This window comes from Gulosibacter sediminis, assembly GCF_023370115.1.
GTDB lineage: Bacteria > Actinomycetota > Actinomycetes > Actinomycetales > Microbacteriaceae > Gulosibacter > Gulosibacter sediminis_A.
The window spans coordinates 611,266-635,187 of sequence record NZ_CP097160.1 but is presented as its reverse complement, the minus strand read 5'-3'; the positions used below and the strand labels follow the sequence as shown (position 1 = coordinate 635,187).

Annotated in this window: 22 protein-coding genes; 5 read left to right on the top strand and 17 right to left on the bottom strand. The window is 68.5% G+C overall.

Features of this window, described 5'->3' with window-relative positions:
* Window positions 1–30: 30 nt before the first annotated feature.
* From M3M28_RS02810 to M3M28_RS02795, 4 genes are all read right to left on the bottom strand, one after another.
* A complete protein-coding gene (locus tag M3M28_RS02810; protein WP_249387336.1) occupies window positions 31–1,002 on the bottom strand; it encodes an ornithine cyclodeaminase family protein in 972 nt (323 codons plus the stop codon).
* Window positions 1,003–1,118: 116 nt separating this feature from the next.
* Complete coding sequence (locus tag M3M28_RS02805) at window positions 1,119–2,024, bottom strand: dihydrodipicolinate synthase family protein (protein WP_249387335.1); 906 nt, start codon at window positions 2,022–2,024, stop codon at window positions 1,119–1,121.
* 191 nt (window positions 2,025–2,215) lie between these two features.
* On the bottom strand, window positions 2,216–3,181 hold the full coding sequence (locus tag M3M28_RS02800; RefSeq protein ID WP_249387334.1) for a co-chaperone YbbN: 966 nt from the start codon (window positions 3,179–3,181) through the stop codon (window positions 2,216–2,218).
* 10 nt (window positions 3,182–3,191) lie between these two features.
* Window positions 3,192–5,600 carry a hypothetical protein gene (locus M3M28_RS02795; protein ID WP_249387333.1) on the bottom strand — a complete coding sequence of 803 codons (2,409 nt, stop codon included), beginning with the start codon at window positions 5,598–5,600 and terminating at the stop codon, window positions 3,192–3,194.
* 316 nt (window positions 5,601–5,916) lie between these two features.
* Here M3M28_RS02795 and M3M28_RS02790 point away from each other — a divergent pair, with 316 nt between their 5' ends.
* Both M3M28_RS02790 and M3M28_RS02785 read left to right on the top strand, forming a co-directional pair.
* Window positions 5,917–7,515, top strand: coding sequence for a DivIVA domain-containing protein (locus M3M28_RS02790; RefSeq protein WP_249387332.1), 1,599 nt, complete (start codon window positions 5,917–5,919; stop codon window positions 7,513–7,515).
* Between the two features lie 5 nt (window positions 7,516–7,520).
* A complete protein-coding gene (locus M3M28_RS02785) occupies window positions 7,521–8,567 on the top strand; it encodes an AI-2E family transporter (protein WP_249387331.1) in 1,047 nt (348 codons plus the stop codon).
* Window positions 8,568–8,743: 176 nt separating this feature from the next.
* Here the strand turns inward: M3M28_RS02785 and M3M28_RS02780 are convergent, their stop codons facing one another.
* The 8 genes from M3M28_RS02780 to rpsB form a co-directional block, all read right to left on the bottom strand.
* Complete coding sequence (locus tag M3M28_RS02780; RefSeq protein ID WP_249387330.1) at window positions 8,744–9,028, bottom strand: hypothetical protein; 285 nt, start codon at window positions 9,026–9,028, stop codon at window positions 8,744–8,746.
* A 6-nt stretch (window positions 9,029–9,034) separates the two neighbouring features.
* Window positions 9,035–9,805 carry an aggregation-promoting factor C-terminal-like domain-containing protein gene (locus M3M28_RS02775; protein WP_249387329.1) on the bottom strand — a complete coding sequence of 257 codons (771 nt, stop codon included), beginning with the start codon at window positions 9,803–9,805 and terminating at the stop codon, window positions 9,035–9,037.
* Between the two features lie 101 nt (window positions 9,806–9,906).
* Window positions 9,907–10,473: a DivIVA domain-containing protein gene (locus M3M28_RS02770; RefSeq protein ID WP_125107912.1), complete on the bottom strand. Its 567-nt coding sequence runs from the start codon at window positions 10,471–10,473 to the stop codon at window positions 9,907–9,909.
* Window positions 10,474–10,485: 12 nt separating this feature from the next.
* The gene (locus M3M28_RS02765; RefSeq protein WP_249387328.1) at window positions 10,486–11,490 is read right to left on the bottom strand and encodes a phosphatidate cytidylyltransferase; all 1,005 of its coding nucleotides are present in this window, start codon (window positions 11,488–11,490) and stop codon (window positions 10,486–10,488) included.
* Entirely contained in the window at window positions 11,490–12,044 is a 555-nt protein-coding gene (gene frr, locus M3M28_RS02760) for a ribosome recycling factor (protein ID WP_249387327.1), read from the bottom strand. Before frr ends, M3M28_RS02765 begins: the two co-directional genes overlap by 1 nt.
* Window positions 12,045–12,107: 63 nt before the next feature.
* On the bottom strand, window positions 12,108–12,839 hold the full coding sequence (pyrH, locus tag M3M28_RS02755; protein ID WP_249387326.1) for a UMP kinase: 732 nt from the start codon (window positions 12,837–12,839) through the stop codon (window positions 12,108–12,110).
* A 117-nt stretch (window positions 12,840–12,956) separates the two neighbouring features.
* A complete protein-coding gene (tsf, locus tag M3M28_RS02750; protein WP_249387325.1) occupies window positions 12,957–13,814 on the bottom strand; it encodes a translation elongation factor Ts in 858 nt (285 codons plus the stop codon).
* A 19-nt stretch (window positions 13,815–13,833) separates the two neighbouring features.
* Window positions 13,834–14,709 carry a 30S ribosomal protein S2 gene (gene rpsB / locus M3M28_RS02745; RefSeq protein WP_249387324.1) on the bottom strand — a complete coding sequence of 292 codons (876 nt, stop codon included), beginning with the start codon at window positions 14,707–14,709 and terminating at the stop codon, window positions 13,834–13,836.
* Between the two features lie 299 nt (window positions 14,710–15,008).
* Between rpsB and M3M28_RS02740 the strand changes: the two genes are divergently transcribed.
* The gene (locus M3M28_RS02740) at window positions 15,009–15,599 is read left to right on the top strand and encodes a M23 family metallopeptidase (RefSeq protein ID WP_249387323.1); all 591 of its coding nucleotides are present in this window, start codon (window positions 15,009–15,011) and stop codon (window positions 15,597–15,599) included.
* 36 nt (window positions 15,600–15,635) lie between these two features.
* Window positions 15,636–17,270, top strand: coding sequence for an LPXTG cell wall anchor domain-containing protein (locus tag M3M28_RS02735; protein WP_249387322.1), 1,635 nt, complete (start codon window positions 15,636–15,638; stop codon window positions 17,268–17,270).
* A gap of 38 nt (window positions 17,271–17,308) precedes the next feature.
* On the opposite strand, the gene M3M28_RS02730 is transcribed toward M3M28_RS02735, so the two are convergent.
* From M3M28_RS02730 to M3M28_RS02715, 4 genes are read right to left on the bottom strand one after another with little or no spacing between them, the layout of a single operon-like run.
* A complete protein-coding gene (locus tag M3M28_RS02730) occupies window positions 17,309–18,214 on the bottom strand; it encodes a tyrosine recombinase XerC (protein WP_249387321.1) in 906 nt (301 codons plus the stop codon).
* Window positions 18,215–18,251: 37 nt separating this feature from the next.
* Entirely contained in the window at window positions 18,252–19,517 is a 1,266-nt protein-coding gene (gene dprA / locus M3M28_RS02725) for a DNA-processing protein DprA (RefSeq protein ID WP_249387320.1), read from the bottom strand.
* Window positions 19,518–19,537: 20 nt separating this feature from the next.
* Window positions 19,538–21,109, bottom strand: a complete 1,572-nt coding sequence (locus M3M28_RS02720) for a YifB family Mg chelatase-like AAA ATPase (protein ID WP_249387319.1) — start codon at window positions 21,107–21,109, stop codon at window positions 19,538–19,540.
* Entirely contained in the window at window positions 21,110–21,469 is a 360-nt protein-coding gene (locus M3M28_RS02715) for a YraN family protein (RefSeq protein WP_249387318.1), read from the bottom strand.
* A 396-nt stretch (window positions 21,470–21,865) separates the two neighbouring features.
* On the opposite strand from M3M28_RS02715, the gene M3M28_RS02710 reads away from it, so the two are divergent.
* Window positions 21,866–23,557 carry a thiamine pyrophosphate-binding protein gene (locus tag M3M28_RS02710; RefSeq protein WP_249387317.1) on the top strand — a complete coding sequence of 564 codons (1,692 nt, stop codon included), beginning with the start codon at window positions 21,866–21,868 and terminating at the stop codon, window positions 23,555–23,557.
* 40 nt (window positions 23,558–23,597) lie between these two features.
* Here the strand turns inward: M3M28_RS02710 and M3M28_RS02705 are convergent, their stop codons facing one another.
* On the bottom strand, window positions 23,598–23,921 hold the full coding sequence (locus M3M28_RS02705) for a DUF2469 family protein (protein ID WP_249387316.1): 324 nt from the start codon (window positions 23,919–23,921) through the stop codon (window positions 23,598–23,600).
* Window position 23,922 lies beyond the last annotated feature (1 nt).

Below are 23,922 nucleotides of genomic sequence, written 5' to 3'. Positions count from 1 at the left end.
TCGCGGGGCCCGTTCTCTTCTGTGACTTAGCTACTCGACCGCGTCGGTCTGCTGGCCGCGGTAGACGATGCTCGCGAGCACGAGGTCTTCCCACGACATGCCGACGCCGGTGTAGAGCGCGGGCTTGCCGGCCGTGCGCGTGAACTCGCCGCGCACGGCATCCCTGATGTTGCTCGGCTGCAGCTGCTGCCACTCCTCAAGGCTGCGGGCCGGAATGATGTTGCCGCCCTCGCGGAACATGCCGGTGCGACTCTCGAGCATAACGTCGGCGCGTTGCACGAGCTCCGCGTCGACCTCGTGGGCGTCGAGCCCGTGCTGCCCCACCGAGGCGACGAGAGCCCCGCCGTGCACGAGGCTGCCATCGAACACCGGCGTGCTCGACGACGTCACCGTAATGATGACGTCGGCGGCGCGCACCGACGCGTCGGCGTCGTCGCTCACGTCGGCAACCTCGATCCCCTCGGCTGCGAGTGTCTCGATGGCGACCTGGATTCGCTCGGGGCGACGGCCGACCACCTGGAAGCGGGCGTCGGGCCAGGCCCACTTCGCCGCGCGGATGTGGTTGATGCCCTGGATGCCGACGCCAAACACGAGCACCGTGGGCGCTGCCGGCAGTTCGTCGCCGGCCGGCGCGGCGGCCGCGAGCGCGCGCAGGCCGGTCAGCGTGACCGCGGGCGTACGCACGGCCGTCACCTCGATGCCGTCCATGACGCACAGCGGTGCGGAGGTGTCTGCGTCGTAGAGCAGGTAGAGACCCTGAATCTTCTCGAGCCCACGCGCCGGGTTGTCGGGCGACACCGTCAGCACCTTGACCCCCATTACCTCCGGGGCCGTGGCGGGCATGATCAGGAACTCACCGTTCGGCGTGGGCGCAAAGATACGTGGCCCGTCCGCCTCCGGGTCGACGCCGCCGCGGAGGGCCGCTTCAACACCCTCGATCGCGACGTCCCAGGGAAGGGCTTCGCGCACATCCGGCCCCGAGACATAGGGAATGCTGCTCATTGTGAAATCTCTCCTTAGCTTGTTCTGACTGACTGCATCACACACCGTGCCGAAGAACAAAACGGAGCCCGCCAACCGACACGGTTGACGGGCTCCGAAAGGTCAAATGGCAAGGCCTACTTGTAGCCCTTTGCGAGCACGGCCTCGGTGTCGGCGATGATCTTCGCGCGCACCTCGTCGGCGAGCGGGAGGCGCGGCGGGCGGCTCGGCCCACCGTAGCGACCGACGACATCCATCGAGAGCTTGATCGATTCGACAAATTCGGTCTTCGTGTCCCAGCGCAGCAGCGGGTGGAGGTCGACGTACATCTCGCGGGCCTTCGCCCAGTCCTCGGCCTTGCCCGAGGTCGAGAGGCGGTAGAGCTCGACGGTGCTCTGCGGGATTGCGTTCGGGTAACCGGCGACCCAGCCGACGGCGCCGGCAATGCCGACCTCAAGCACCGAGTCGTCGGTGCCGATGAGGATGTCCATCTCGGGTGCGAGTTCCTTGATCTCGTACGAGCGGCGCGCGTCACCGGTGAACTCCTTGATGCCGACGATGAGACCAGCTTCGTGGAGACGAGCAACGAGAGCCGGCTTGAGGTCGACCTTCGTGTCCTGCGGGTTGTTGTAGGCGACGACGGGGAGGCCGGCCTTGGCGACCTCTTCATAGTGCGCGAACACCTGATCGTCGTTGGCGCGGTAAGTGTTCGGGGGCAGCTGCATCACGGCCTGGGCGCCAGCCTCGGCGGCCTGCTCGGCCCAGCGGCGGCTCTCCATGGAGCCGTAGGCGCCGGTGCCGGCCATGACGACGAAGCCCTCAGGAGCGGCGTCGACGGCAACCTCGACGACCTTCGCGCGCTCCTCGGGGGTGAGGTTCTGGTACTCACCGAGCGAGCCGTTCGGCGCAATGCCATCGCAGCCGTTCTCGGCGAGGAACTGGACGTGCTCGGCGAACTTGTCGTAGTTCACCGAAAGGTGGTCGTTGAGGGGCAGCGCCGAAGCGACGAGCACTCCGTGCCAAGGCTTCTTGTTCTCAGACATGTGGGTTCCTTTCCGAGCTGTCGAGGTGCGTGGCGACCATCGCTCAGTAATATATTACCTGTCGCTTTGAATAATATGTTACTGATCCGCTTTTCGCCACCCAAGCCCGGAAATCGCTGAAAATACCTGATCAACGACAAGGGAGGGCGTGGCCTGCTGGCCACACCCTCCCTTTTTGCTTGTCAGTTCGACTACGCGAACAGCAGGCTCGTGAGCCGCTGTCGCGCGCGCACGACGCGGGGCTCGTCGCCGCCCACGACGTCGAAGAGTTCGATGAGTCGCTCGCGCACGCGCGTCTTGCCGTCGGCGTCGACCTTGGTGAACAGGCTGAGCAGGCGGTTGAACGCGTCGTCGACGTGCCCGCCCGAAAGGTCGAGGTCGGCGACATCGAACTGCGCGTCGATGTCATTCGGGTTCTCGGCGGCCGCCGAGCGAATCTGTTCGAGGGTCTTGCCCTGCAGCCGCTCGAGCAGGCTCACCTGCGCGAGACCGATCTTGGCGTCGTCATCGGCCGGCGATTCCGCGAGTGCACGCTCGTAGGCCGACTTCGCGGTGGCGATGTCGCCGCGCTCGAGGGCGTCCTTCGCCTCCTGGTGCAGCGGGTGCAGCGGCGCCTCCGCCGGCGCCGCGTCCTCGGCCACACCATCCGCGTCGCCCGTAATCTCGGCGTAGCCGGTGAGGCCCTGTTGCGCGGCGACGGCGAGCACCTCGCTGATCACCTGCACGAGCTGGTCCTTCGGCGGGTTGCCCGCAAACAGCGGCGCGGGACGGCCGCCAAGCAGCGCGAGCACCTGCGCCTGGTTGCCGAGGGTCGGATGCGCGTCCAGGTCGAGCCGCAGCAAGACCAGGCGACCTTCCGCCGATCGCACGATTTCCGCGAGCACCGGCGAGAGCGCCTTCGAGTCGGGCGACGACGCCGAGTGCATCTCCACGAGAACCGGCATGCGCTGCGAGAGCGCCGCGAACTGCTCGAGGTCGGCCTCGCCACCGTTCACCACCGCATCCGGCAGCGACAGCAGCGCCTCCCCCGCTGGCGCGCCGGGTTGCTGCGGCGGCTGTGCGGCGCCCGGCGCCTGGCCAAGGCCAGACAAATCAACGGCGCCTTGCAGCGAGATATCTGGCTGGGGCTGCGACGATGCGGCATTCGGCTGGGTCATCTAAATCCTCCTACTCGCTGAGTTCGCTGGCGCTGGTCATCGCCTGCGACACTCCAAGGAACTGCACCTCACCGCCGGTCTCGGCCGAAGGCACGTAGAACAGCAACTGGTCGGTATAGGTGCGGGTAAAACCGTACTCGGTTGTCTCGATGCCCGACAACGCGGCGGTGGCACCCGAGACGGTGATGCGCGCGCGGTCGTTCGCGGCGCTGACCGTCTCGATCTCGTTGATCGACACCGCGATGATCGCTCCGTCGTCGAGGCTGACCATGCCGAGCGGAGCGGTATCGGTGCCCTCGTACTGGAACTCGACGTCGGTCGCCTCCGGGTCGAGGGCCTCGGTCTGCGAGTCGCGGTAATCCTGGTTCACCTGCGCACGCAGCGTGTCGTTGTCGGCCGAGAAGAGCGACGCGTACTGCGAGTCGCCGCCGTTCGCGATCACGTCGGCGTACGCGCCCGCGAGGTCGCTCGGGGCGACGACGAGGTCGCCGGGCAGATCGCGGATGCTCGCCGAGCCAACGCTCGTCGGGGCCGACTCGGGCAGGCTCACGTTCGCCGCGAGCTGCGTCAGCGATGCCACCTTGAAGTTGTCGCGCGCGGTGTCCTGCACGAGCATGACGCCGAACGGCGCCTCGGAGGCCTCGGCATTCGCATTGACGACCACGAAGATCGTGCGCGGGAACTGATCGGTCGACTCCGGCACGGCGTACACCACGTCGCCGGTCGGGAACGCCGCCGGGCTTGGCAACTCGTCGTCTGCCTTCTTCGCCTTGTAGAGCGCGATGCGCTCGGCGAGGGCGTCACCCTCAAAGCGGGGCTCGAGCACCGACGAGTCGAGCTCACTGTCGGCCTGGTTCGCGAGGTCGGCGGCCTCGGTCACGACGTTCTGAATCTGCTCCATGTTGAGTGCGGGCGGATGCGCACCCTCGTCGAGCAGGGCCGCGTCGACGGTCGAGGTCGCGGTGCCCGTCGGCTGCAGCTCGGCGTTCGTCCACTCGGCGGGCCAGTACTGCGGCGCGCAGCCGGCGAGCGTGAGGCCAACCACCATCGCGACGGGCGCGATGAGGAACGAGCGCTTCGGCGCGCTCGAGCGGTTGCGGCCGCGCGGGCGGCGCCACTTCGAGTCGTCGTCGTCGGATGCGGTCGCCGCGGGCGTCTCCGGCGCAGGCTGCGGCTCGGGCTCAGCGTCGTCGTGCGACACGGTCTCCTCCGATTCGGGGGCACCCGCGTGCCGCGAGACGTGCTCGGGCTCGGGCTCGGGCTCGGATGCAGTTTCCGACGCCGACGCGGGCTCGGTCGCGTCGGTGAGTTCCTCGGCGGTCCAGGTGTCTGAAGAGTCCTCGCTCGGCGGGGCAAATGCCGAGTTCGGTGCCTCGGTCTGCTCGGCTTCAGCAGGCGCAGCCTCGGCGGGAGTCTCGACGACGGGCGTCTCTTCGGCGGGCTTCTCCTCGATCGACTCCGTACTGGGCTCCGGCTCGACGGGTGTGGGCGCAATTGGCTCGAGTTCGATCGGCTCCGCCACAACAGACTCCGATTCGTCGGACTCGGCGGCGACAGGCTCCGATGCAACGGGCTCCGGCACGACCGACACCGGCGCAGTCGCGGGCTCGGCCGGGAACTCGATCGGCGCATCCTCGTCGACGGCAGGCTCGCCGCCGGCCACCACGTTATCGGCGCGGGCCTGCGCGGCCTCGGCCACCTCGTCGTCCCACGGCACGGCCGACCACTCGGCATCCGCATCCGTGCCGGCGGCCGCGACCGCGACGGCACGGCTGCGCTTGCGCGTAGCCGTGGCGAGCTGACGCTTGACGCGGCGACGGTGCGCGATGGCCCACCACAGCAGCGCGAGGGCGAGCACGAACAGCACAGCGCCGATCACGAGCAACGGGCCAGACATCGGGGCATAGCCGCCGAGCGGCCAGGTCACCGAAACGCTCGAGGGCGCGGGGTTGTCGCCGTCGGAAGTAATGAGCATCGAGTAACCGGGAGCGACGACCGTGCTGAGCTGCACCGAGCCCTCACCCTCGTGCTCCTCGTACCAAAGGTCGTTGCCGATGGGGTTCGGCACCGACTCTTCGGTGCCTGACTCGGTGAACTTGAGGCCGATGTGTTCGCGCGAGTGGGTCGCGTCTTCGTCGAGCGTCACTACGTCGTGCCGCGCGTTGCCAACCCAGGCCTCGATGTCGCTCGTGCGACCGATGATCACGTTGATCGCGCCGTCGCCCTCGATCAGGATGTCCTGCAGGCCGGCTCGCGATGAGAAGACGTCGTCGTTAATGACGATGACCGGGGCGCCGCTGTCGGTGGTGCCGTCGGCGGTCACGGTCGTCGCCTGCGCGGCGCCAACGAATTGAACTCCTCCGACGACAAGCGCGACGACGCTCGCCACAAAGGCTACGGCCGCAAGGATGAAACGCACGGAGAAGCTCCTCGGGTCTCGGATACAGGGATAACGTTCGTTGCCCACTGCTTACCGGAAGCGTAGGGGCGCGGACGACGCCGCGGGGCACGCCACGCGCGAATTACCAGCAACCGGCAAACGGACAAGCGTCCAGACTAGCGCATTCACCAATTTGTGACCTTATTGTGACCAGGCTTCCTTCAGGGTGAACTCCACCGACGAGGACGAACTCGCGCGAATCTGCTGAGCTCTCAACCGCACCGATCTAGACTTTCATCACATCCTGCTTGCCGGTTCGGGCCAGCACCCCAACAATCCTTGGAGGATCACGCACGTGGAATCGTTCAACTTCACCACTGCAATGCGCGGCTACCAGCGCGAAGAGGTGGATCAGGCCCTGAACGACCTCCAACAGCAGCTCAAGCAGGCCCAGGCCGCCTACGAACGCGCGCAGCAGCGCACCAGCGAGCTCGAGCAGCGCCTCAAGAAGGCCGAAGCCGATCTCGCCGAGGCCGAGGCCCCGAGCTACGCCGGGCTCGGCACGAAGCTCGCGGGTACGCTGTCGACCGCCGAAGAGCAGGCGATGCGCATTGTCTCGGATGCGCAGCGCGAGTCCGAGAAGCTGGTGTCTGACGCGCGCAAGAACGCCGCGCGCATCCACGAAGACGCAAACGACTACGCCGAACGGGTCACCCGCGAGGCAGATCAGTCGGCGCAGCGTGTGGCGCAGGAGGCGCAGTCCTCCGCCGACCAGCTCGTTGAGAACGCGAAGCAGGAGGCCGAGCTCACGCGCATTAACCAGGAGCGCGAGATCGACTCGGTGAAGGACCAGGTCACGAGCGAGCTGCGCGAGCGCCGCCACGCGGTCGACCGCGAGATCGAGGCGAACCGCGCCGAGGTTGCCCAGGAGCTCGCCACGAAGCGCCAGCGCCAAGAGGCCGAGCTCGCGGATGCGCTCGCCAAGTTCACCGAGCAGCAGCGCGAGTTCGAGGCGAACCGCTCGGCGACCGAGCAGGATCTCGAGGAGCGCCGCGAGGCATTCGAGCGCGAAATGGTCGAGCGCCGGGGTGCGCTCGAGAGCGAGCTCTCGAAGCAGCGCGCCGAGCAGGAGAACGAGCTCGGCGAGGCACGGGCAAAGTTCGTTCGCGAGACGACCGCCGAGCGCGAGTCGCTCTCGGCCGAGGTCGCGCGCCAGCGCGCCGAGCTCGCCGACTCGATCGAGGCGACGAAGTCGGCGCACGAGCGCGAGCTGACGACGGCACGCGAGAACCACATCCGCGAACTCGAGCAGACCCGCGCCGAGGCCGAGGTGGCCGCGGCCGAGCTCGCCGGCACCCAGCGCCGCGAGCTCGAGGCCGAGCGCCTGCGCGTCACCACCGAGCTGGCCGAACTGCGCGAGACCACAATGCGCGAGCTGGCCGAGGCCCGCAGCTCGCAGGAGGTTGAGCTTACGACCAAGCGCAACGAATTCGAGCAGCAGCTCGTGGTCGCCGGCCGCAACGCCGAAGCGGCAGCCAAGCGCATGATCGACGAGGCCACCGAGCAGCTCGCCGACCTCAACCAGCGCAGTGAGCAGGTGCGCCGCGAGGCCGGCAAGATCACCGCGGATGCTCGCAAGCGCGCCCAGGAGACGGTGCAGGCCGCCGAGCGGCAGGCCGCCAACCTGCTCGAGAACTCGAACAAGCAGGCCCGCGAGCGCGCCCGCGAGCTCGAGACGCGCACCCTCGCCGAGCAGCAGGCCGCTGAGCAGCGCCTCACCGCCGTGCGCGACGAGCGCGATCAGATCGAGGCGTACCTCGAGCAGATGCGCGAGCTCGTCGGCCGCATGCCGCTCATGTCGTCAAAGAAGCAGGAGTCGCAGCCCGACCAGGGCACCGCGTCGCAGCAGGGCGCTGCCCCGAAGCAGGGCGCTTCGCGGCCCCAGAACGGCTAACACCAATGCGCATCGAGAATCCGTTCAAGATCGGTTTCCTCGCCACCCTCGGTGCGCTCATTGCGCTCACGCTCGGCGGCATGGTCGAGTCGCTCTCGACGGTGCTCACCTACATTGCGACGGCACTCTTCCTTGCCCTCGGCTTTGACCCCGCGATTTCGTGGCTCGAGCGCCGCCGCTGGCCTCGCTGGGCCGCGGTGCTCGTCCTAATCGTCGGGGTCATTGTCGTTTCCGCCCTCGTGGTCTGGGCGATCGTGCCGTCGATCACGGCGCAGGTGAACGAGATCTCGGCGCGCTACGGCGCGATCATCGGCGACATCGTCAATTCGAATGCGGTCGAGTGGCTCACGGTCACCTTCCCCGCGCTCGACGTGCAGTCGATGGTCGCGCAGGCCGCGTCGTGGCTGCAAGGCAACCTCGGCGCCATCACCGGCGGCGTCTTCCAGGTCGGCGTCGGCATCGTCAACGGCCTGTTCGCCACCATGATGGTCACGATCCTGACGATCTACTTCGTCGCGAGCCTCCCGAGCATCAAGCGGGCCTTTTACCAGCTCACCCCAGCGTCATCGCGCCCCCGGGTCGCGGAACTCTCAGAGCGCATCACAGGGTCGGTGGGTGCCTACGTGCTCGGCATGGTCACGCTCGCCCTGATCAACGGCGTGCTGACGTTCATCTTCCTGTCGATCGTCGGCGCCGCGATGCCGATGGTGTTCGCGGTCATCGCATTCATCGGCTCGATGATTCCGATGATCGGTACGATCTCGGCCTCGGCAATCATCGTCCTCGCCCAGCTCTTGCTCCTCGAACCCGGCTCGCCCGTCTGGTGGATCGCCGCGATCTACTACCTCGTCTACATGCAAGTCGAGGCCTACATCCTCACCCCACGCGTCATGTCGCGCGCCGTGCAGGTGCCCGGCGCGATCGTCGTCATCGCGGCCCTCACCGGTGGCACCCTGCTCGGCCTGCTCGGGGCGCTCGTCGCGATCCCTGTTGCGGCCAGCCTGATGATCATCATCAACGAGGTGCTCATCCCCCGCCAGAACGAGCGCTAGCCCCGCGGCGTGCTCAGCGACAATTGGCGCTGTCAGCATCGCGCCAGTTGTCGCTGAGCGCGCCCTGTCGTTCGTGCAGCGTCGCTGACGGCGCCACTGCTCGCCTCCCCGCCGGGAACGCAACTAGCCCCGCGCGGAGCATGTCCGCGCGGGGCTAGTTCTATTAGGTCTCGGGGCTAGGCGATGCGCCAGCAGTGGCTGTGCCAGTGGCGGCGATCGGCGATGGCCGCGTCGTCACCCATGATGTTGTCGGCGCTGAACACGACGACGTGCGCCTGCCCGACGGGAATCTCGAGGTTACAACCGGGGCAGGTGTACACCTTGATCGCTCGCTCGGCGCTCACCTGCTGCACGGTGTACTCACGACCGCGCCGCACCTCGGTGCGGCGAAGGCCGCCCCGGATGCGGTCGAGGTCGAGCGGGACGAACTCCCGGTTACGCCGGGAGTTGCGACGCCCCATCTCGGCTTAGTACCAGCCGACGGACTGCGAGTGGCCCCACGCGGAGCAGGGCGTGCCGTAGACGCCCGAGATGTAGCTCAGGCCCCAGGCGATCTGCGTGGTCGGGTTCGTCGCCCAGTCGGAGCCGGCGGTCGCCATCTTGCTGCCGGGCAGCGCCTGCGGGATGCCGTAGGCACCGGATGAGGAATTGGATGCCGACGGGTTCCAGTTCGACTCCTTGGTCCACAGGCTGTCGAGGCACGCGAACTGGTCGGAACCCCAGCCGTACTGCGACGAAGCCATCGACGCAGCCGTCTCCTTGATCGAGCCCGCGCTTGGCGCAACGTAGTCGGCGCTTGCGCCCGACGTGTCAGTCGACTCGGTCGAGGTCGAGTCGCTCGTCGTGGTGTCTTCGGTCGTCGTGTCTTCTTCAACGACCTCAGGCTCAGGCTCAGGCTCGGGTTCGGGCTCGAGTTCGACGCTCACGTCGCTGCGGCCCGAGGTAATCGACGCCGAGGAACCGGCGTCGTCGCCCTCATCGGCGGAGCCGCCGGTCGGCTGCTCCGAAACATAGCTCTGGGGGTTCGCCTTCGTGATGTCAGCCAGCGAGGGCTGGTACGACCCGGCGGCCTGCGTGGCAGTGGGCGCTGCGAGGAACGGCTGCGCGATACCTACTGCGGCGACTGCAGCCAGCGCGCATCCGGCGACCACCGAGGTGACCTTGCGGTTGCGACGCGACGAGCGAACTGCCCACGGCACGGCGGCTCGGGTCGACCCCGATCGCGTGATTTCCGTCATCTGCTGCTCTCCATTCGTAACTGGCACCCGTCTACGATAACGGATTGGTTACGAAGAGACAACGGAATGGTATAGCGCGTTCAGCTTGCGGTCAGACTTCGTTAGCGAATCGCGAGCATGACGTCGACGACCGCGTCAATGAGTAGGTCGACCTGACCCTCTTCATAGCCGCGACGCTTCGACGTGAACGCGACGCCGCGGGCCTCGCGCAGCGTCATCGACGCCTTGCCTCGCAGGAAGTCGTCGACGCGGTTGCAGAACGACTCGACCTCATCGACCGAGTAGCCCCGCTGCAGCAGCGAGACGCGACGGAAACGGTCACCTGAGGGGCGCTCGAGGCGCTTCAGCACGGCGCGGGCCGCGTCCTTGATCTCGGCCATGTACTCGTCGCGGCCGCGGTGTGCGATGCGCTCCTCATGCTCGCGCACGGCAACGGCATCTTCCAGCCGCTCGAGCGCGGCATCGACGTGGGGTGCGGAGTAGCCGCGCTTACGCATGGTGAATGCGGTGTGGCGGATGCTCTTGGCCGTCAGGCGCTTGCCTTCAGACCCATTGTCAAAGTTCTCGTACCGCTCGCGGGCGACGCGCAGAGCCCGGTCGACCTCTTCAGGGTCGTAACCGTACTCCCCTCGCGGGGCTCGGGGGAAAGGCGCCTCAGTCTTCATCATTGCTATTTTGCCTCAGCCGAGTCGCTGCGCAAACTCCATTAGCGGCGTTGACCAGAAATAGAGCGCGAACGCCATCGCTCCAGACGGAATCATCGAGTCGACCCTATCGAAAAAGCCGCCGTGACCGGGCAGCCAGTTCGACATGTCCTTCACCCCGAGGTCGCGCTTGATCATCGACTCGGTGAGGTCGCCGCAGACGCCGGTCACCGTGAGCGTGACGCCCATGATGATGCCGAACCACCACGGCAGCCCGAGCAGCAGCACGCAGGCCGCGATGGCGATGAGCGTGCCGAGCACGACACCGCCAGCGATGCCCTCCCAGGTCTTGCCCGGGCTGATGCGTGGCGCAAGCTTCGTACGCCCCCATTGCAAGCCCGCCGCGTACGCGCCCGTATCGACGGCCACGACGACCGCGATGAACGAAAGCACCCAATACTCCCCCAGCGGCTGCGAGAGCAGCATGACAGTAAAGGAGGCGAGGAAAGTCACGTAGAAGTGCACGAATGCGGTCGACGATGCATCGATCGCGAGCTGCCGCTTCGACGTCACAATACGGCCGCGCTGCAGTCGGTGGATGCCCGCCTCGACGAGCCGCCAGCCAACGACAAACATGACGCCGACCAGAAACGCGACCCAAAACGCCGAGGGCGGGAAGAAGTAGGCGATCGGCACGGTCGCAAGCGCGACGATCGCAGAGGGCACGCGGGGCACGCGGCGACCCACGCGCCGCATGGCAATCGTGAGCTCCATGACGACGAGCACGGCGATGGCCATGCCAAGCGGAATGAACAGCCGCTTGTCGATGAGCAGCGACAGCAGCACCGCCGCGATGAGCACGACGGCGATGCCAATCGCGCTGAGGAGGTTGCGGCCAGATCGCTCGTTGACCTGGTCGTTGATGCGGCGCACCTGGCGACGGATGCGCGCCGCCTCGATTTCCAGGGAGCGCGACGCGGGCGGGGTGGCGCCTGGTTGCGCGTCCCGCCCGTCCTCGTGCTCGCTGGGGGGAGTAGGCACTAGACCTCGAGCAGGTCGGCTTCCTTGTTCTTGAACGCCTCGTCGACGCGGTCAACGAAGCCCTTCGTGATCTTGTCGAGTTCCTTCTCGGCGCGACCGACCTCATCCTCACCGAACTCGCTCTCGAGCGCGGAGAGGTCGGTCATGCCCTTGCGGCGGATGTTGCGCACGGCAACGCGCGCCTCCTCGGCTTTGTCGCGGGCGATCTTCACGTACTCCTGGCGGCGCTCCTTCGTGAGCTCCGGCATCGTGACGCGAATGACCTGGCCCTCGTTCGAGGGGGTGACGCCGAGGTGTTGAGCAGCGACAATCGCCTTCTCGATGTCCTTCAGCGCGCCCTTGTCGTAGGGGGTGATGACGAGCATGCGTGCCTCGGGCTGCTGAAGCGAGGCGAGCTGGCCGAGCGGAGTCGGGGTGCCGTAGTAGTCGACCAGGAGCTTGGTGAACAGCGCCGGGTTGGCGCGCCCGGTTCGGATGTTGCCGAACTCCTCGTGGGCGTGCTCGAGGGCCTTTTCCATCTTCTCTTTGGTGTCGTCGAGGACGTCGGAGATCACAGGGGTTCCTTTCGGTGCGTATCAGCCCCATCCTACGCAGGGCCGAGATGCGGGCGGATGCCGCTAGCTGCGGAAGCTGTTGGAGACGAGCGTGCCGATGTCGTCGCCCAGGATGGCGCGCTCGATGTTGCCGTCGGGGCTCATACCGAACACGCGCATGTCCATACCGTTGTCCATGCAGAGGCTGAACGCGGTCGAGTCGACTACGCGCAGGCCGCGACGGAGCGCATCTTGGTACGAAATGCCGTGGATCATCTCGGCGGTCTCGTCACGGTTCGGGTCGGCGGTGTAGACGCCGTCGACACCGTTCTTCGCGACGAGGAGCACGTCGGCGTGCACCTCGAGCGCGCGCTGCGCGGCGACGGTGTCGGTCGAGAAGTAGGGCAGGCCTGCGCCGGCGCCAAAGACGACCACGCGGCCCTTTTCCATGTGGCGCTCGGCGCGCAGTGGAATATAGGGCTCGGCGACCTGGCGCATCTCGATGGCCGACTGCACGCGGGCGCTCGCGCCGGCCTGCTCGAGGAAGTCCTGGAGCGCGAGCGCGTTCATGACAGTGCCGAGCATGCCCATGTAATCAGCACGCGAGCGGTCCATGCCCGCGTTGGCGAGCTGGGCACCACGGAAGAAGTTGCCGCCACCGACAACTACGGCGATCTGCACCTTCTCGGCGGCGCGGGCGATTTCGTTCGAGATGCTCGTGAGCACCTCGGAGTCGACCCCGAGCTTGCCGCCTCCGAAGGCCTCTCCTGAGAGCTTGAGTAGAACGCGGCGAGGCTTGTTGGCAGACGAAGTCATCTGGCTCCTTTGGGAGGCGAGGTCGATAGGGGTCGGGGATCCACACTAGTGCGCCGAGGGCGGCCCATGCTGTGCATGGGCCGCCCTCGGCGTGAGTCGCGCGTGCGCGCGGCGAGACTACTCGGCGTCGTCGCTTGCTTCGACGCCAGCGCCCACCTTGAGACGAGCGAAGTCGACGATCGTCAGACCGGCCTGCTCGGCGATCTGCTTGACCGAGTGCTTCGGGTCGCGCGCGTACTCCTGCTCGTTGAGCACGATCTGCTTGAAGAACGCGCCGAGGCGGCCTTCAACGATCTTCGGCAGCGCGGCCTCGGGCTTGCCCTCGGCGCGAGTGATGTCCTCGACGACCTTGCGTTCCTTGTCGATGTCTTCCTGCGGGACGTCTTCGCGGTTGAGGTACGACGGGTTCGCGAACGCAATGTGCTGCGCGATACCGTGCGCGGTCTCCTCGTCGCCACCGGCGTAGCCGACAACAACGCCAACCTGCGGCGGGAGGTCCTTCGACGTGAGGTGCAGGTAGATGTCGAACTGCTCGCCCTTGACGAGGCGAACGTTACGCAGCTCGAACTTCTCACCGATCACCGCGGCGACAGCGTCGATGCGCTGCGCAACGGTTTCGCCATCGGCGTCAGCCTTGAGGGCTTCCTCCGCGTTGCTCGCGCCGGCGGCAGCAGCCGCGTTGAGCACGACGTCGGCCAGTGCGATGAACTTTTCGCCCTTCGCAACGAAGTCGGTCTCGCAGTTGAGCTCGATGATGGTCGCGGTGCCGTTGCCGTTCGTCTTGGCAGCGATGAGGCCCTCCGCGGCCGAACGGTCGGCGCGCTTCGCGTTGCCCTTCGCGCCCTTGAGGCGGAGCAGCTCCACGGCCTTCTCGAGGTCGCCGTCGGCTTCCTCAAGTGCCTTCTTAGTGTCGGTGAGTCCGGTACCGAGCTGCTCGCGCAGCGCCTTCACGTCAGCGATGGTGAAGTTTGCCATTGACTGAGTCTCCTCTTGGTTACTTGGTCTCGTCGGCGGGGGTAGCCGCAGCTTCTTTAGTCTGCGCGGCGTCGGTTGCCGGCTCCTGAACAGCCTCGGCAGCGGGGGCGGCGGCTTCTTCAGCCTTGGCCTCGCCCTGCTTGAGCAGCTCGAGCTCCCACTCAGCCAGCGGCTCAGCGGCCTCGCCAGCGCCCTCGGCGGGCTTCTGGTGGCGGGTCATGAGGCCCTCAGCCGCAGCGTCGGCGACGATGCGGGTGAGGAGGCCGACCGAACGGATCGCGTCGTCGTTGCCCGGAATCGGGTAGTCAACGTCGTCAGGGTCGCAGTTGGTGTCGAGGATCGCGACAACCGGGATGCCGAGCTTCTTCGCCTCGTCGATGGCGAGGTGCTCCTTGTTGGTGTCGACCACCCAGAGCGCCGACGGCGTACGCGACATGTTGCGGATACCACCGAGGGTCTTCTCCAGCTTGTCGCGCTCGCGACGCTGGATGAGGAGCTCCTTCTTGGTGTAACCGGTTGAGGTGTCCTCGAAGTCGACGAGGTCGAGCTCCTTGAGGCGGTTGAGGCGCTTCTGCACGGTCTGGAAGTTCGTGAGCAGGCCACCGAGCCAGCGCTGGTTGACGTAGGGCTGGTTCACGCGGAGCGCCTGCTCAGCGATAACTTCCTGCGCCTGCTTCTTGGTGCCGACGAAGAGCACCGAGCCGCCGTGCGACACGGTCTCCTTGACGAAGTCGTAGGCCTTGTCGATGAAGGCGAGCGACTGCTGAAGGTCGAGGATGTAGATGCCCGAACGCTCGGTGAAGATGAAGCGCTTCATCTTCGGGTTCCAGCGGCGGGTCTGGTGACCGAAGTGGACACCTGCGTCAAGCAGCTGACGCATCGAGACGACTGCCATGGTCGAATCTCCTTGGGTAGGGCACACCTGTGGTGTGCGGTTTTGGTTGCTACTGCCGCGATGCGGCAATCCTGGTGTCCGGTCACAACTCCGCTCACCGCTCGGGTGAGACCGTCGAAGTTGATCGCATAGTGGACACGCGAAGTCAGCCCGTTGACGGACTGCAATCGATTACTCTAGCGCGTTTTGGCCTTGTACGGCACCCCGAAGCGCCTACCGCGCCGCCTGTGGATGAGTGACTGTCCACCGGTGGCGCCCTTTGGCGGGCACCGCGAGCGCAAGCCGGCGACGCTGGGGCCATGATTTCACGACGTCGCGGGTCGCGCATCCTCACCGCACTGGCGCTGGCCAGCCTGCTGTTCTCGACGCTGCCCGCGACCCCGCCGGGTGCCAGCGCCGCCCCTTCCCACGCGGCGCCGGCCGAGGCGGATGCGCCGGGCCAGTCGGATGCGGCAGCCGAGGCGGATGCGCCGGGCGACGCGATCTGGTCGTGGCCGATTCAGCCTCGGCCCGAGGTCACCCGACTGTTCGACCTCGAACATCGTTACAGCGCCGGCCACCGCGGCATCGATCTCGCGGTGCCCGCGGGCACCGCCGTCTACGCCCCCGACGACGGCACGGTGCACTTCGTCGGCTGGGTGGTCAACCGACCGCTGGTCTCGGTGCAGCACGCGAACGGCATTCGCTCGACCTTCGAACCCGTCGACGCTGTGGTCGCCGAGGGCGACGTCGTGACGCGCGGGCAACTCATCGGCCACGTCGCCGACTCCCCCGCGCACGAGCCATCGGGTGGCCTGCACCTCGGCGCCCGGCTCGGCGACGACTATCTCGACCCGCTCGCGCTGCTCGGCGAGGTGCCGCGCGCGATCCTCCTGCCCATCTCGCCGTAACCCCAGTCACGCTTCACTCGACGCGAAAGGCCGCTCATGCCCACTCTTCCGTCTCCGCCACCCGGCAGCCTCGCGCGCCGCGTTCCCCCGCCCGAATTCCCCTCGCCCCGCCTCCGGCTCGGGCTCGCGTTCGTGTTGCTCGCGGCGATCGTCGCGCTCCTGCTTCCTCTTGGGATGCGCGCCGCCTCCGCGGCCGAGCTCGGCGCCGGCTACTCGAACTCGAACGGCACCTTCATCGGCGCCATGCGCTACGACGGCCAGAACGCGTACTGCATCGAGCTCACGAAGCCTCGCCCCGTCGGCAAACCCACTCGACCACTCGGCCGCGACGAACCGATGCCGGCCGCGGTGTCGTCGCTCTCGGCCACCGAGCGCGCCCAACTGCACTGGGCGGTGAGCAATGCCGGCGCCTCGAGCGACCCGACCCTCACGACGGCCGTCGCGATGCTCGTCTGGTCGATCGCCGACGCGGGCCACTACCCCGGCGACCAGCACTACTTCACGAAGATGCCGCAGGCGACCGCCTCCGCGGTGGCCGAACAGCTCGAGCAGCTTCGCGGCGAGCTCGCGATGGTGCAGGTCATCGAGCGCCCCAAGTCGGTGGCGGTCACCGTTGTGCGCCTCAACGACGGCGTGCACGTGCAGGTGCCGAAGGTCGGCACCGGTGTGCACGTGACCCTGTCGCTCGAGGCCGCAACCATCGACGGCTCATCCGTCGTCGCGCTCGATGGCGGGAGGTCGCACGACCTCCTCGTGAAGCACGACACCCGCAAGCCAGAGGTGATCGCCGATGTCAGCACCGCGCCGGCAGCGGGCTACGCCACCTCCGACCTGCGCGTGCTCGTCACCGAGGGCAGGCAGCTGCTGATTCAGTCGAGCCAGGCCGCATGGCCCCAGGCGAGCGACCGCCTCGGCATCGGCGCCATCGCGAACAAGACAAGGGTTCCCGAGACGACCCCGCCGGCGTCAACTCCGGTTGGAAACACACCGAGCCCGACGCCGGTCGGGTCGACGCCGAAGCCCTCACTCGTCGGCAAGCCGAGCACGCCCGCCCCGACGCCGACTCCAACATCGACGCCTACGCCTACGCCTACGCCCACGCAGAGCGTGCCGAACACCCCAACGCCCACCACGACGCCGACACCCACGGCAACGCCAACGCCGAAGCCGAAGCCGAAGCCGACCAAGACTCCGGTGCCCACGACCACGCCCACCCCGGCTCCAACTCCGACTCCAAAACCAACGACGACGCCGACACCGACACCTGAGACGCCCAAGCCGAGCCCCACCCCGACACCCGAATCGACGACCCCGGCCGCTCCCCCGGCGCCGCCCGAGCGTGTCGAGACTCCGGAAGCTCCGCCGACCGAGTCGCCGACGCCCACGCTGACCCCGACCCCCGCACCGACGCCACCACCGACACCAACGGCGACGGCAACGCCAAGCGAATCGCCAGCACCGCCGGCCGCCGCGTCGCCAACTGAGTCGCACGACGACGAGACGCCCGCACCACCCGCACCCGAGGCCAACGACGAGACCCCGCGGCTCGCCGAGACCGGCGCAAAGCCGGGGATCTGGTTCGGCGTGGCCGGCGCCGGACTCGCGCTGATCGGACTCGGCGGCTGGCTCATCGCGCGCGACCGCCAGCGGCGCGAAGCGACGAGCTGGTAGCCGCGTACCGCCCAGCACAGGCGGGTGCACCCCTGCGCTTAGGCGCGGGGGTGTGCCCGCTTGTAGGTCTCGCGGAGTCGTTCGGCCGAGACGTGCGTGTAGATCTGCGTCGTGCCGAGGTCGGCGTGGCCGAGGTATTCCTGCACGCCGCGCAGATCGGCGCCGCCGTCGAGGAGGTGGGTCGCGGCCGTGTGCCGGAATGTGTGCGGCCCGGACGGCCCCTGGCCCGGAGCGAGCTGCAGGAGTTGGCGGCTCAGCTCATACACGCTGCGCGAATTGAGGCGACCGCCGCGAGCGCCAAGAAACAGGGCGTCGCCCGATGCCGCACCCGCGAGCACGCCGCGGCCTCGCTCAAGCCAGGCGTCGATGGCGCGTGCCGCCGGCTGCCCATACGGAATGACGCGCTCGACATTGCCTTTGCCGATGACGCGCACGAGGCTCGCCGAGGGGGTGAGCGAGTCGAGATCGAGCGCGCAGAGTTCCGAGACGCGCATCCCGGTCGCGTAGAGCAGCTCGACGATCGCGAGGTCGCGCAGGGCGCCCGGTTCGTCGGAGTCGGCGCGGTCGCGCAACGAGGCGAAGATGTCGTCCATCTGCCCCTCGCTGACGAGCCGCGGCAGCGAGCGCCCGACCTTGGGCGACTTCAGACGACGCGCGACGTCGTCGCCGCGGCCGGTCGAGTGGCACCAAGCAGTGAAGCGGCGGGCGACGGATGCGCGGCGCGCGATGGTCGCGGGCGCGTGGCCCTGTTCGCTTTCGCGCCAGAGCCAGTCGCGAAGGTCCTCGAGCGTGAGCTTGCTCGTGTCGACGGCCCCCTCCCGCTCGACGGAGTCGGCGAAGCGCGAGAGGTCGCCGAGGGCGGCCCGGCACGTGTTCGGCGAGCGGCCAAACTCACGTTCGAGCGCGAGGACGTAGTCCTCGATCGCCGCCCGGAGTTCTGCCATGCCGCCATCGTAGTTGCGGCGGCATGGCGCCCCGCGTCTAGGACACGCGCCGCCAGCCGGTGTCGCCGAGGTCGGCGCGGCCGAGCAGCTCGAGCTCGGCGAGCCCGGCGCGGGTGTCGGCGAGGCTGAGGCCCGCGAGGGCGGCGAGTTCGGCCTCGCCGTTCCCCCGGCGGGGCCGAAGCGCGTCGAGCACCCGCACCGCCTCGTCGCTGAGCCGCGGCGAGCGTTCCACGACCTCGAGGAGCGGGACGGGCGCATCCACCGCGTTGCCCGGTGCTTCGTCGCTCTCGAACAGACCGCCGCCCGAACACGCGAGCCGCCACAGCTCGACCGCGTCGTCGCCCGAACAGACCATGCTCGCGGCGCCGTCACGAATGAGCCGGTGGCACCCCACCGACGTCGCCGAGGTGATGGCGCCGGGCACCGCGCCGAGCTCGCGCCCGAGCGCACTCGCGTGGTTCGCGGTGTTGAGCGCACCGGATCGCGCGCCCGCCTCGACGACGATCGTCGCCGGGGCGAGCGCCGCGATCAACCGGTTGCGCTGCAAAAATCGCCACTTGGTCGGCGCCTGCCCGCAGGGCGCCTCCGAAACGATGAGCCCGCCCTGGGCGAGCAGCCGTTGGAATAGCTCGCTATTGCCAGCCGGGTACAGGCGGTCGACCCCGCCGGCGAGCACGGCGACGGTGTCGGCCTCGCTCGCGATCGCGACGCGGTGCGCCTGGGCGTCGATGCCGTAGGCGCCACCGGAGATGATCGACAGTCCGGCACCGGCGGCCGCAACGACGAGTTCGCCGGTGACGTTGTTGCCGTACTCGGTGCTCGCACGCGAGCCGACGACGGCGAGGTTGCGCGCATCCCGGTGCAAAGCGTCGAGGCGGCCCCGGGTCCACAGCCCGACGGCAGTGTGGACGCCGAGGTCGTCGAGCTGCGCGGGCCAACTCGGGTCGCCCGGCATGAGGAAGCGCGCGCCGACCTTCGTCGCCGCCCGCACGAGCGGAATGACGTGCTCGTAATTGAGCCGGGGCCGCCATCGGGCGATGGCGGCCGACCAGTTGCGGGAGCGAGCCTCGAGTGGGTCGGCCGCGTGCATCCGATGTACGACGACGTCGGTCCACCCCGCGATGAGGTCGAAGATGCACTCCACCCCGAGGGTGTCACGCAGCACACCGGCGTCGCCGTCGCCCGGCTCGACGACGCAGCTCCAGCAGATGCGGGCCGCGATATCGGCAAGATCGTCGTCGTCACCGCCAAAGCGGAGCTCGCGCACGAGCGGAGCGAGTCGGCGATACGAAGAGGTAGACATGGTGGCTCCTTGACGTGCGTTCAGGCGTCGACCGACGACGCGATGCGGGTGCGGTAGAAGAGGGCCTCGGAGATATGGCCGCGATCGGGCCGGGCGGCGCCGGCGAGGTCGGCGAGCGTCCAGGCAACGCGCTGGGCGCGGGCGTAGCCGCGCATCGTGATCTGCCCTCGGCTCAACGCCTGGTCGAGCGGCTCGGCCGCGCCGGGCTCGCAGCGCAGACTCGCGTGCCGCAGCAGGGCGCCGTCGAGCTGCGCGTTGGCGCGCACGCCGAACTCCGCGAGCCGGTGCCGGGCGCGCTCCCGGGCGATCCGAACATCCGCCGCCGCCGACTCGGTGGTGACGCTGCCGCGCTCCCCCGCAGCGGCGAGCCGCGCCGTCGCGGTCGAGACGCGCTCGACGCGCAGCTGCAGGTCGATGCGATCGAGCAGCGGCCCGCTGAGTCGCTGCAGGTAGTTGCGCTGCATCGTCGGCGAGCAGTGACACTCGACGCCCCGCACCCCGGAATTGCCGCAGGGGCACGGGTTCGCCGCGAGCACGAGCTGCGGGTTCGCCGGGTACGTTACGGTGCTGCGCACCCGATGGATCGTGATCGAGCCCGACTCGAGCGGCTGGCGGAGCGCGTCAAGCACTCGGCGCGGAAACTCGGGCGCCTCGTCGAGAAACAGCACCCCGTGTGCCGCGAGCGAGAGCGCGCCGGGCTGAATGACGCCCGAGCCACCGCCGATGAGCGCGACGGCCGAGGCGGTGTGGTGCGGCGCCTGCAGCGGCGGGCGCCGGTCGAGCCGCTCGCCGAGCGGCAGCCCGCGCAGCGAGCGCAGCGCGGCGACCTCGATCGCGGCATCGTCGTCGAGGTCGGGCAGGATGCCCGGGAGCCGCTCGGCGAGCATCGTTTTGCCCGAGCCAGGGGGACCGATCATCGCGAGGTGATGCCCGCCCGCTGCGGCGATCATGACCGCCCGCACCGCGCTGTCGTTGCCGACCACGTCGGCCAGGTCGCCGGCCGGGCTCGCGCTCACCGCGGCCTCGGGCAGGTGAAACTCGCGCTCGGCGCGGGTGGGTGCCGCGAGCGCCTCCGGGTCGGCGCCGTAGTATTCGGCCAGTTCGGCGAGCGAGGCAACCGGCACCACGCGGATGCCGTCGACGAGCTCGGCTTCGGCCCGCGCCGACGCGGGCACGAGGATCGCCTCAAAGCCGTGCCGCTTTGCTGCGTGCACCGCCGGCAGGATGCCCGCGACAGGCCGGATCGCGCCGGTCAGCGCGAGCTCGCCGATGTGCGCGTTGCGAGCGGGCGCCTCGGCATCGATCACGCCGAGCCCGGCGAGCACCGCGCAGACGATCGGCAGGTCGAAGCCCGCACCGTGCTTGCGCAGCTCGGCCGGCGCAAGGCTCACGGTGATTCGCTTCGGCGGCAGCGACTGCTTCGACGACTGCAGGGCGGCGCGGATGCGGTGCTCGGCCTCGCCGATGGTCGCGTCGGGCAGGCCGATAATGAGCAGCTTCGGCACCCCGGCCGCGACCTGCACGTCGACCTGCACCGCATCGCCCCGCAGGCCCGCGAGCGCTATGCCCCAGGTGCGGGCATTGCGCGCCATCTACTCCCCCACCCCTTCAATGTGGAGCAGGCTCGAGCTCGCCAAGCGGGGCATGACGATCGACACGACGTCGAGGCGAATCGGCACGAACGGGCCGGGATGCTCGTCAAGCCAGCGATACGCGACCCGCGTCATGCGCGTGATCTTCGTCGGGGTGATCGCGTCGAGCGGATGCCCACTGCCGATCGAGCTGCGGGTCTTCACCTCAATGAAGACGAGGTAGCCCTCGCCGCGCGCGACGATATCGACCTCGCCGTCGGCGCAGCGCCAATTGCGGTCGATGATGTCAAAACCCGCGTCAGCGAGGTACTTCGCGGCGAGTTCCTCGCCCTCGCGACCGAGCGTGATGTGCCGTGCCATGTGTGCCTCCCCAAACTGCGGTGAATGCAGTCATCTTGAAGAAGCGCGCCGGCGTACACCCGGCAGTGGGCTCGGACGGTGGAAAGTCACGCATCCACAGGCGCCGCGGGAGGCGCCGCGACACGCGCGCAAGTCGTGGCGGAGCGGCCTGAAGTGCAACCTGGGTGTGCGTAAAGGCACGTGCGGCGCCGCTCAGCGAGTTCGCCCCGCATGCTCGCCCCCCGCGATTTACCATTCGCGCACCGACGCCACGCCGGCGTGACACTTCACAGCGTGTTCACCACACACTTTGTAATGCTTTTTCGCCGCAGATGTTGCAGAAAGCACATCTCGAGTACCGTCAGCAGGTATCCGGAGACGCCGAAGTCCCGCATCCACCCGTGCCAAGGAGTGACTATGACCACCGTCGCCGAGCGACTCGCCACCGCCCTCGCCCCCTACGCAGACGAGATGTTCGGCCTGCTCGGCAACGGCAACGCCTTCGTCGTCGACGCGATGCTGCGCCTCACCCCGATCCGCTATACCGCGGTGCGCCACGAGGTCGCGACGGTTGCCTCGGCCGACGCGTACTACCGCGCCACGCGCAAACTCGCGATCGCCACGGCCACCTACGGCGCCGGCTTCACGAACACCATCACGGCACTCGCGGAGGCGTCGATGGCGCGCATCCCGATGCTCGTGCTCGTCGGTGACGCACCGACCACCGGAGCGCGGCCCTGGGATCTCGACCAGGAGGCCATCGCCCGCGCCGCGGGCGTGAAGACCGTCACGGTGCGCGCCGACTACGTCGCTGCCGCCGTCAACGACGCGGTGCGCCTCGCGCTCACCGAGCGCCGCCCGGTCGTGCTCTCGCTGCCCTATGACCTCCCAGTCGCGGCGACCGACGAGGGTGACGTCGCGCCAATCGACTTCGACCAGGTGCTCGCCTCCGAGCGTCCGCAGGCCGATGCGGCGGTGCTTGAGGCGCTCGCGCGCGACCTCGCCGCGGCCCGCACCCCGATCATCCTCGCCGGTCGCGGCGCGCTCGACGCACGCGGCGACCTCATCGAACTCGCCGACCGCCTCGGCGCCATCACCGTCACGACGGCGGCCGCGCGCGGCCTGTTCACGGGGCGTGCGCTCGACGCCGGCATCTGCGGCGGTTTCTCGTCGGAGCCGACCGCCGAGTATCTCGCCGCGGCCGACCTTATCGTCGCGTTCGGCGCCGGCCTCAACCAGTTCACGATGGGCTTCGGCCGCATGTTTGCGCAGGCCCGCCTCGTGCAGCTCGACCTCGCCGATGCCGCCACCCACCCGGCCGTCGAAACGTTCATTCGCACGGATGCGGCGAGCGCGGCCGCCGCGCTGCTCGCGCATACCCCCGTTCCCGAGCACACGACGTGGCCGTTGCTCGGCCGCGAGGCCGTCGCCTCGGCCCAGTTCGACCGCCCGTTCGGCCGCACGAGCACCGACGCCGCGCAGCCCTCGCCGATCGCGGCCGACGGCCAGCTCGACCCCCGTGCCGTCACCGCCGCGATCGACACACACCTGCCCGCCGAGCGGCTCATCGCCACCGACGGCGGCCACTTCATCGGCTGGGCGAACACCTACCTCAATGTTCCGGGCCCCGACTCGATCGTGCTCGTCGGCACGGCCTTCCAGTCGATCGGCCTCGGTTTCTCGAGCGCGCCCGGCGCCGCCATCGCGGCGAACGCCGACGGCCGGATGCTCGTACTGGCGACCGGCGACGGCGGCGGTCTGATGGCGCTCGCCGACCTCGACTCGCTCGTGCGCACCGCCGAGCGCGCCACGGTCATCGTCTACAACGACGCGGCCTACACGGCCGAGATCACGCAGTACGGCATGCAGGGCCTCGACGAGCGGCCGATGCGCATCGACCAGGTGAGCTTCGCCGGCCTCGCGCAGGCCGTCGGCGCCAACGGCACCGAGGTGCGCACCCTCGACGACCTCGACGCGTGGGCCGAGTGGGTCGCCTCGGACGAGCGGGGCACCTGGGTGCTCGACTGCCGCGTCTCGGGCGAGGTCATCGCGCCGTACCAGCTCGAGATCATGGAAAACCTCAAGCGCCAGGCCGCCGCCGCACGCTAAGTCGCTTTCGCGACGTCAGCCCGTCCCACTTTGGGGCGGGCTATTCGTCGATCGAGAGTTCCTTCGGCAGCTCGAAGTCGTGCACGTTGAGCTCCTCGATGTTCACGTCCTTGAACGTGAGCACGCGCACCTGCTTGACGAAGCGGTCGGAGCGATAGATGTCCCAGACCCACACGTCGCGCATCGACAGCTCGAAGTAGAAGTCGTTCGCCGCATCCTTGCGTTCGAGGTTGACCTCGTTCGCGAGGTAGAAGCGGCGCTCGGTCTCGACGACGTATTTGAACTGCTTCGCGACGTCGCGGTACTCGCGAAACAGTGCCAGCTCTACGCTGCGCTCGTAGTCGTCAAAGGCGTCCTCGTTCATA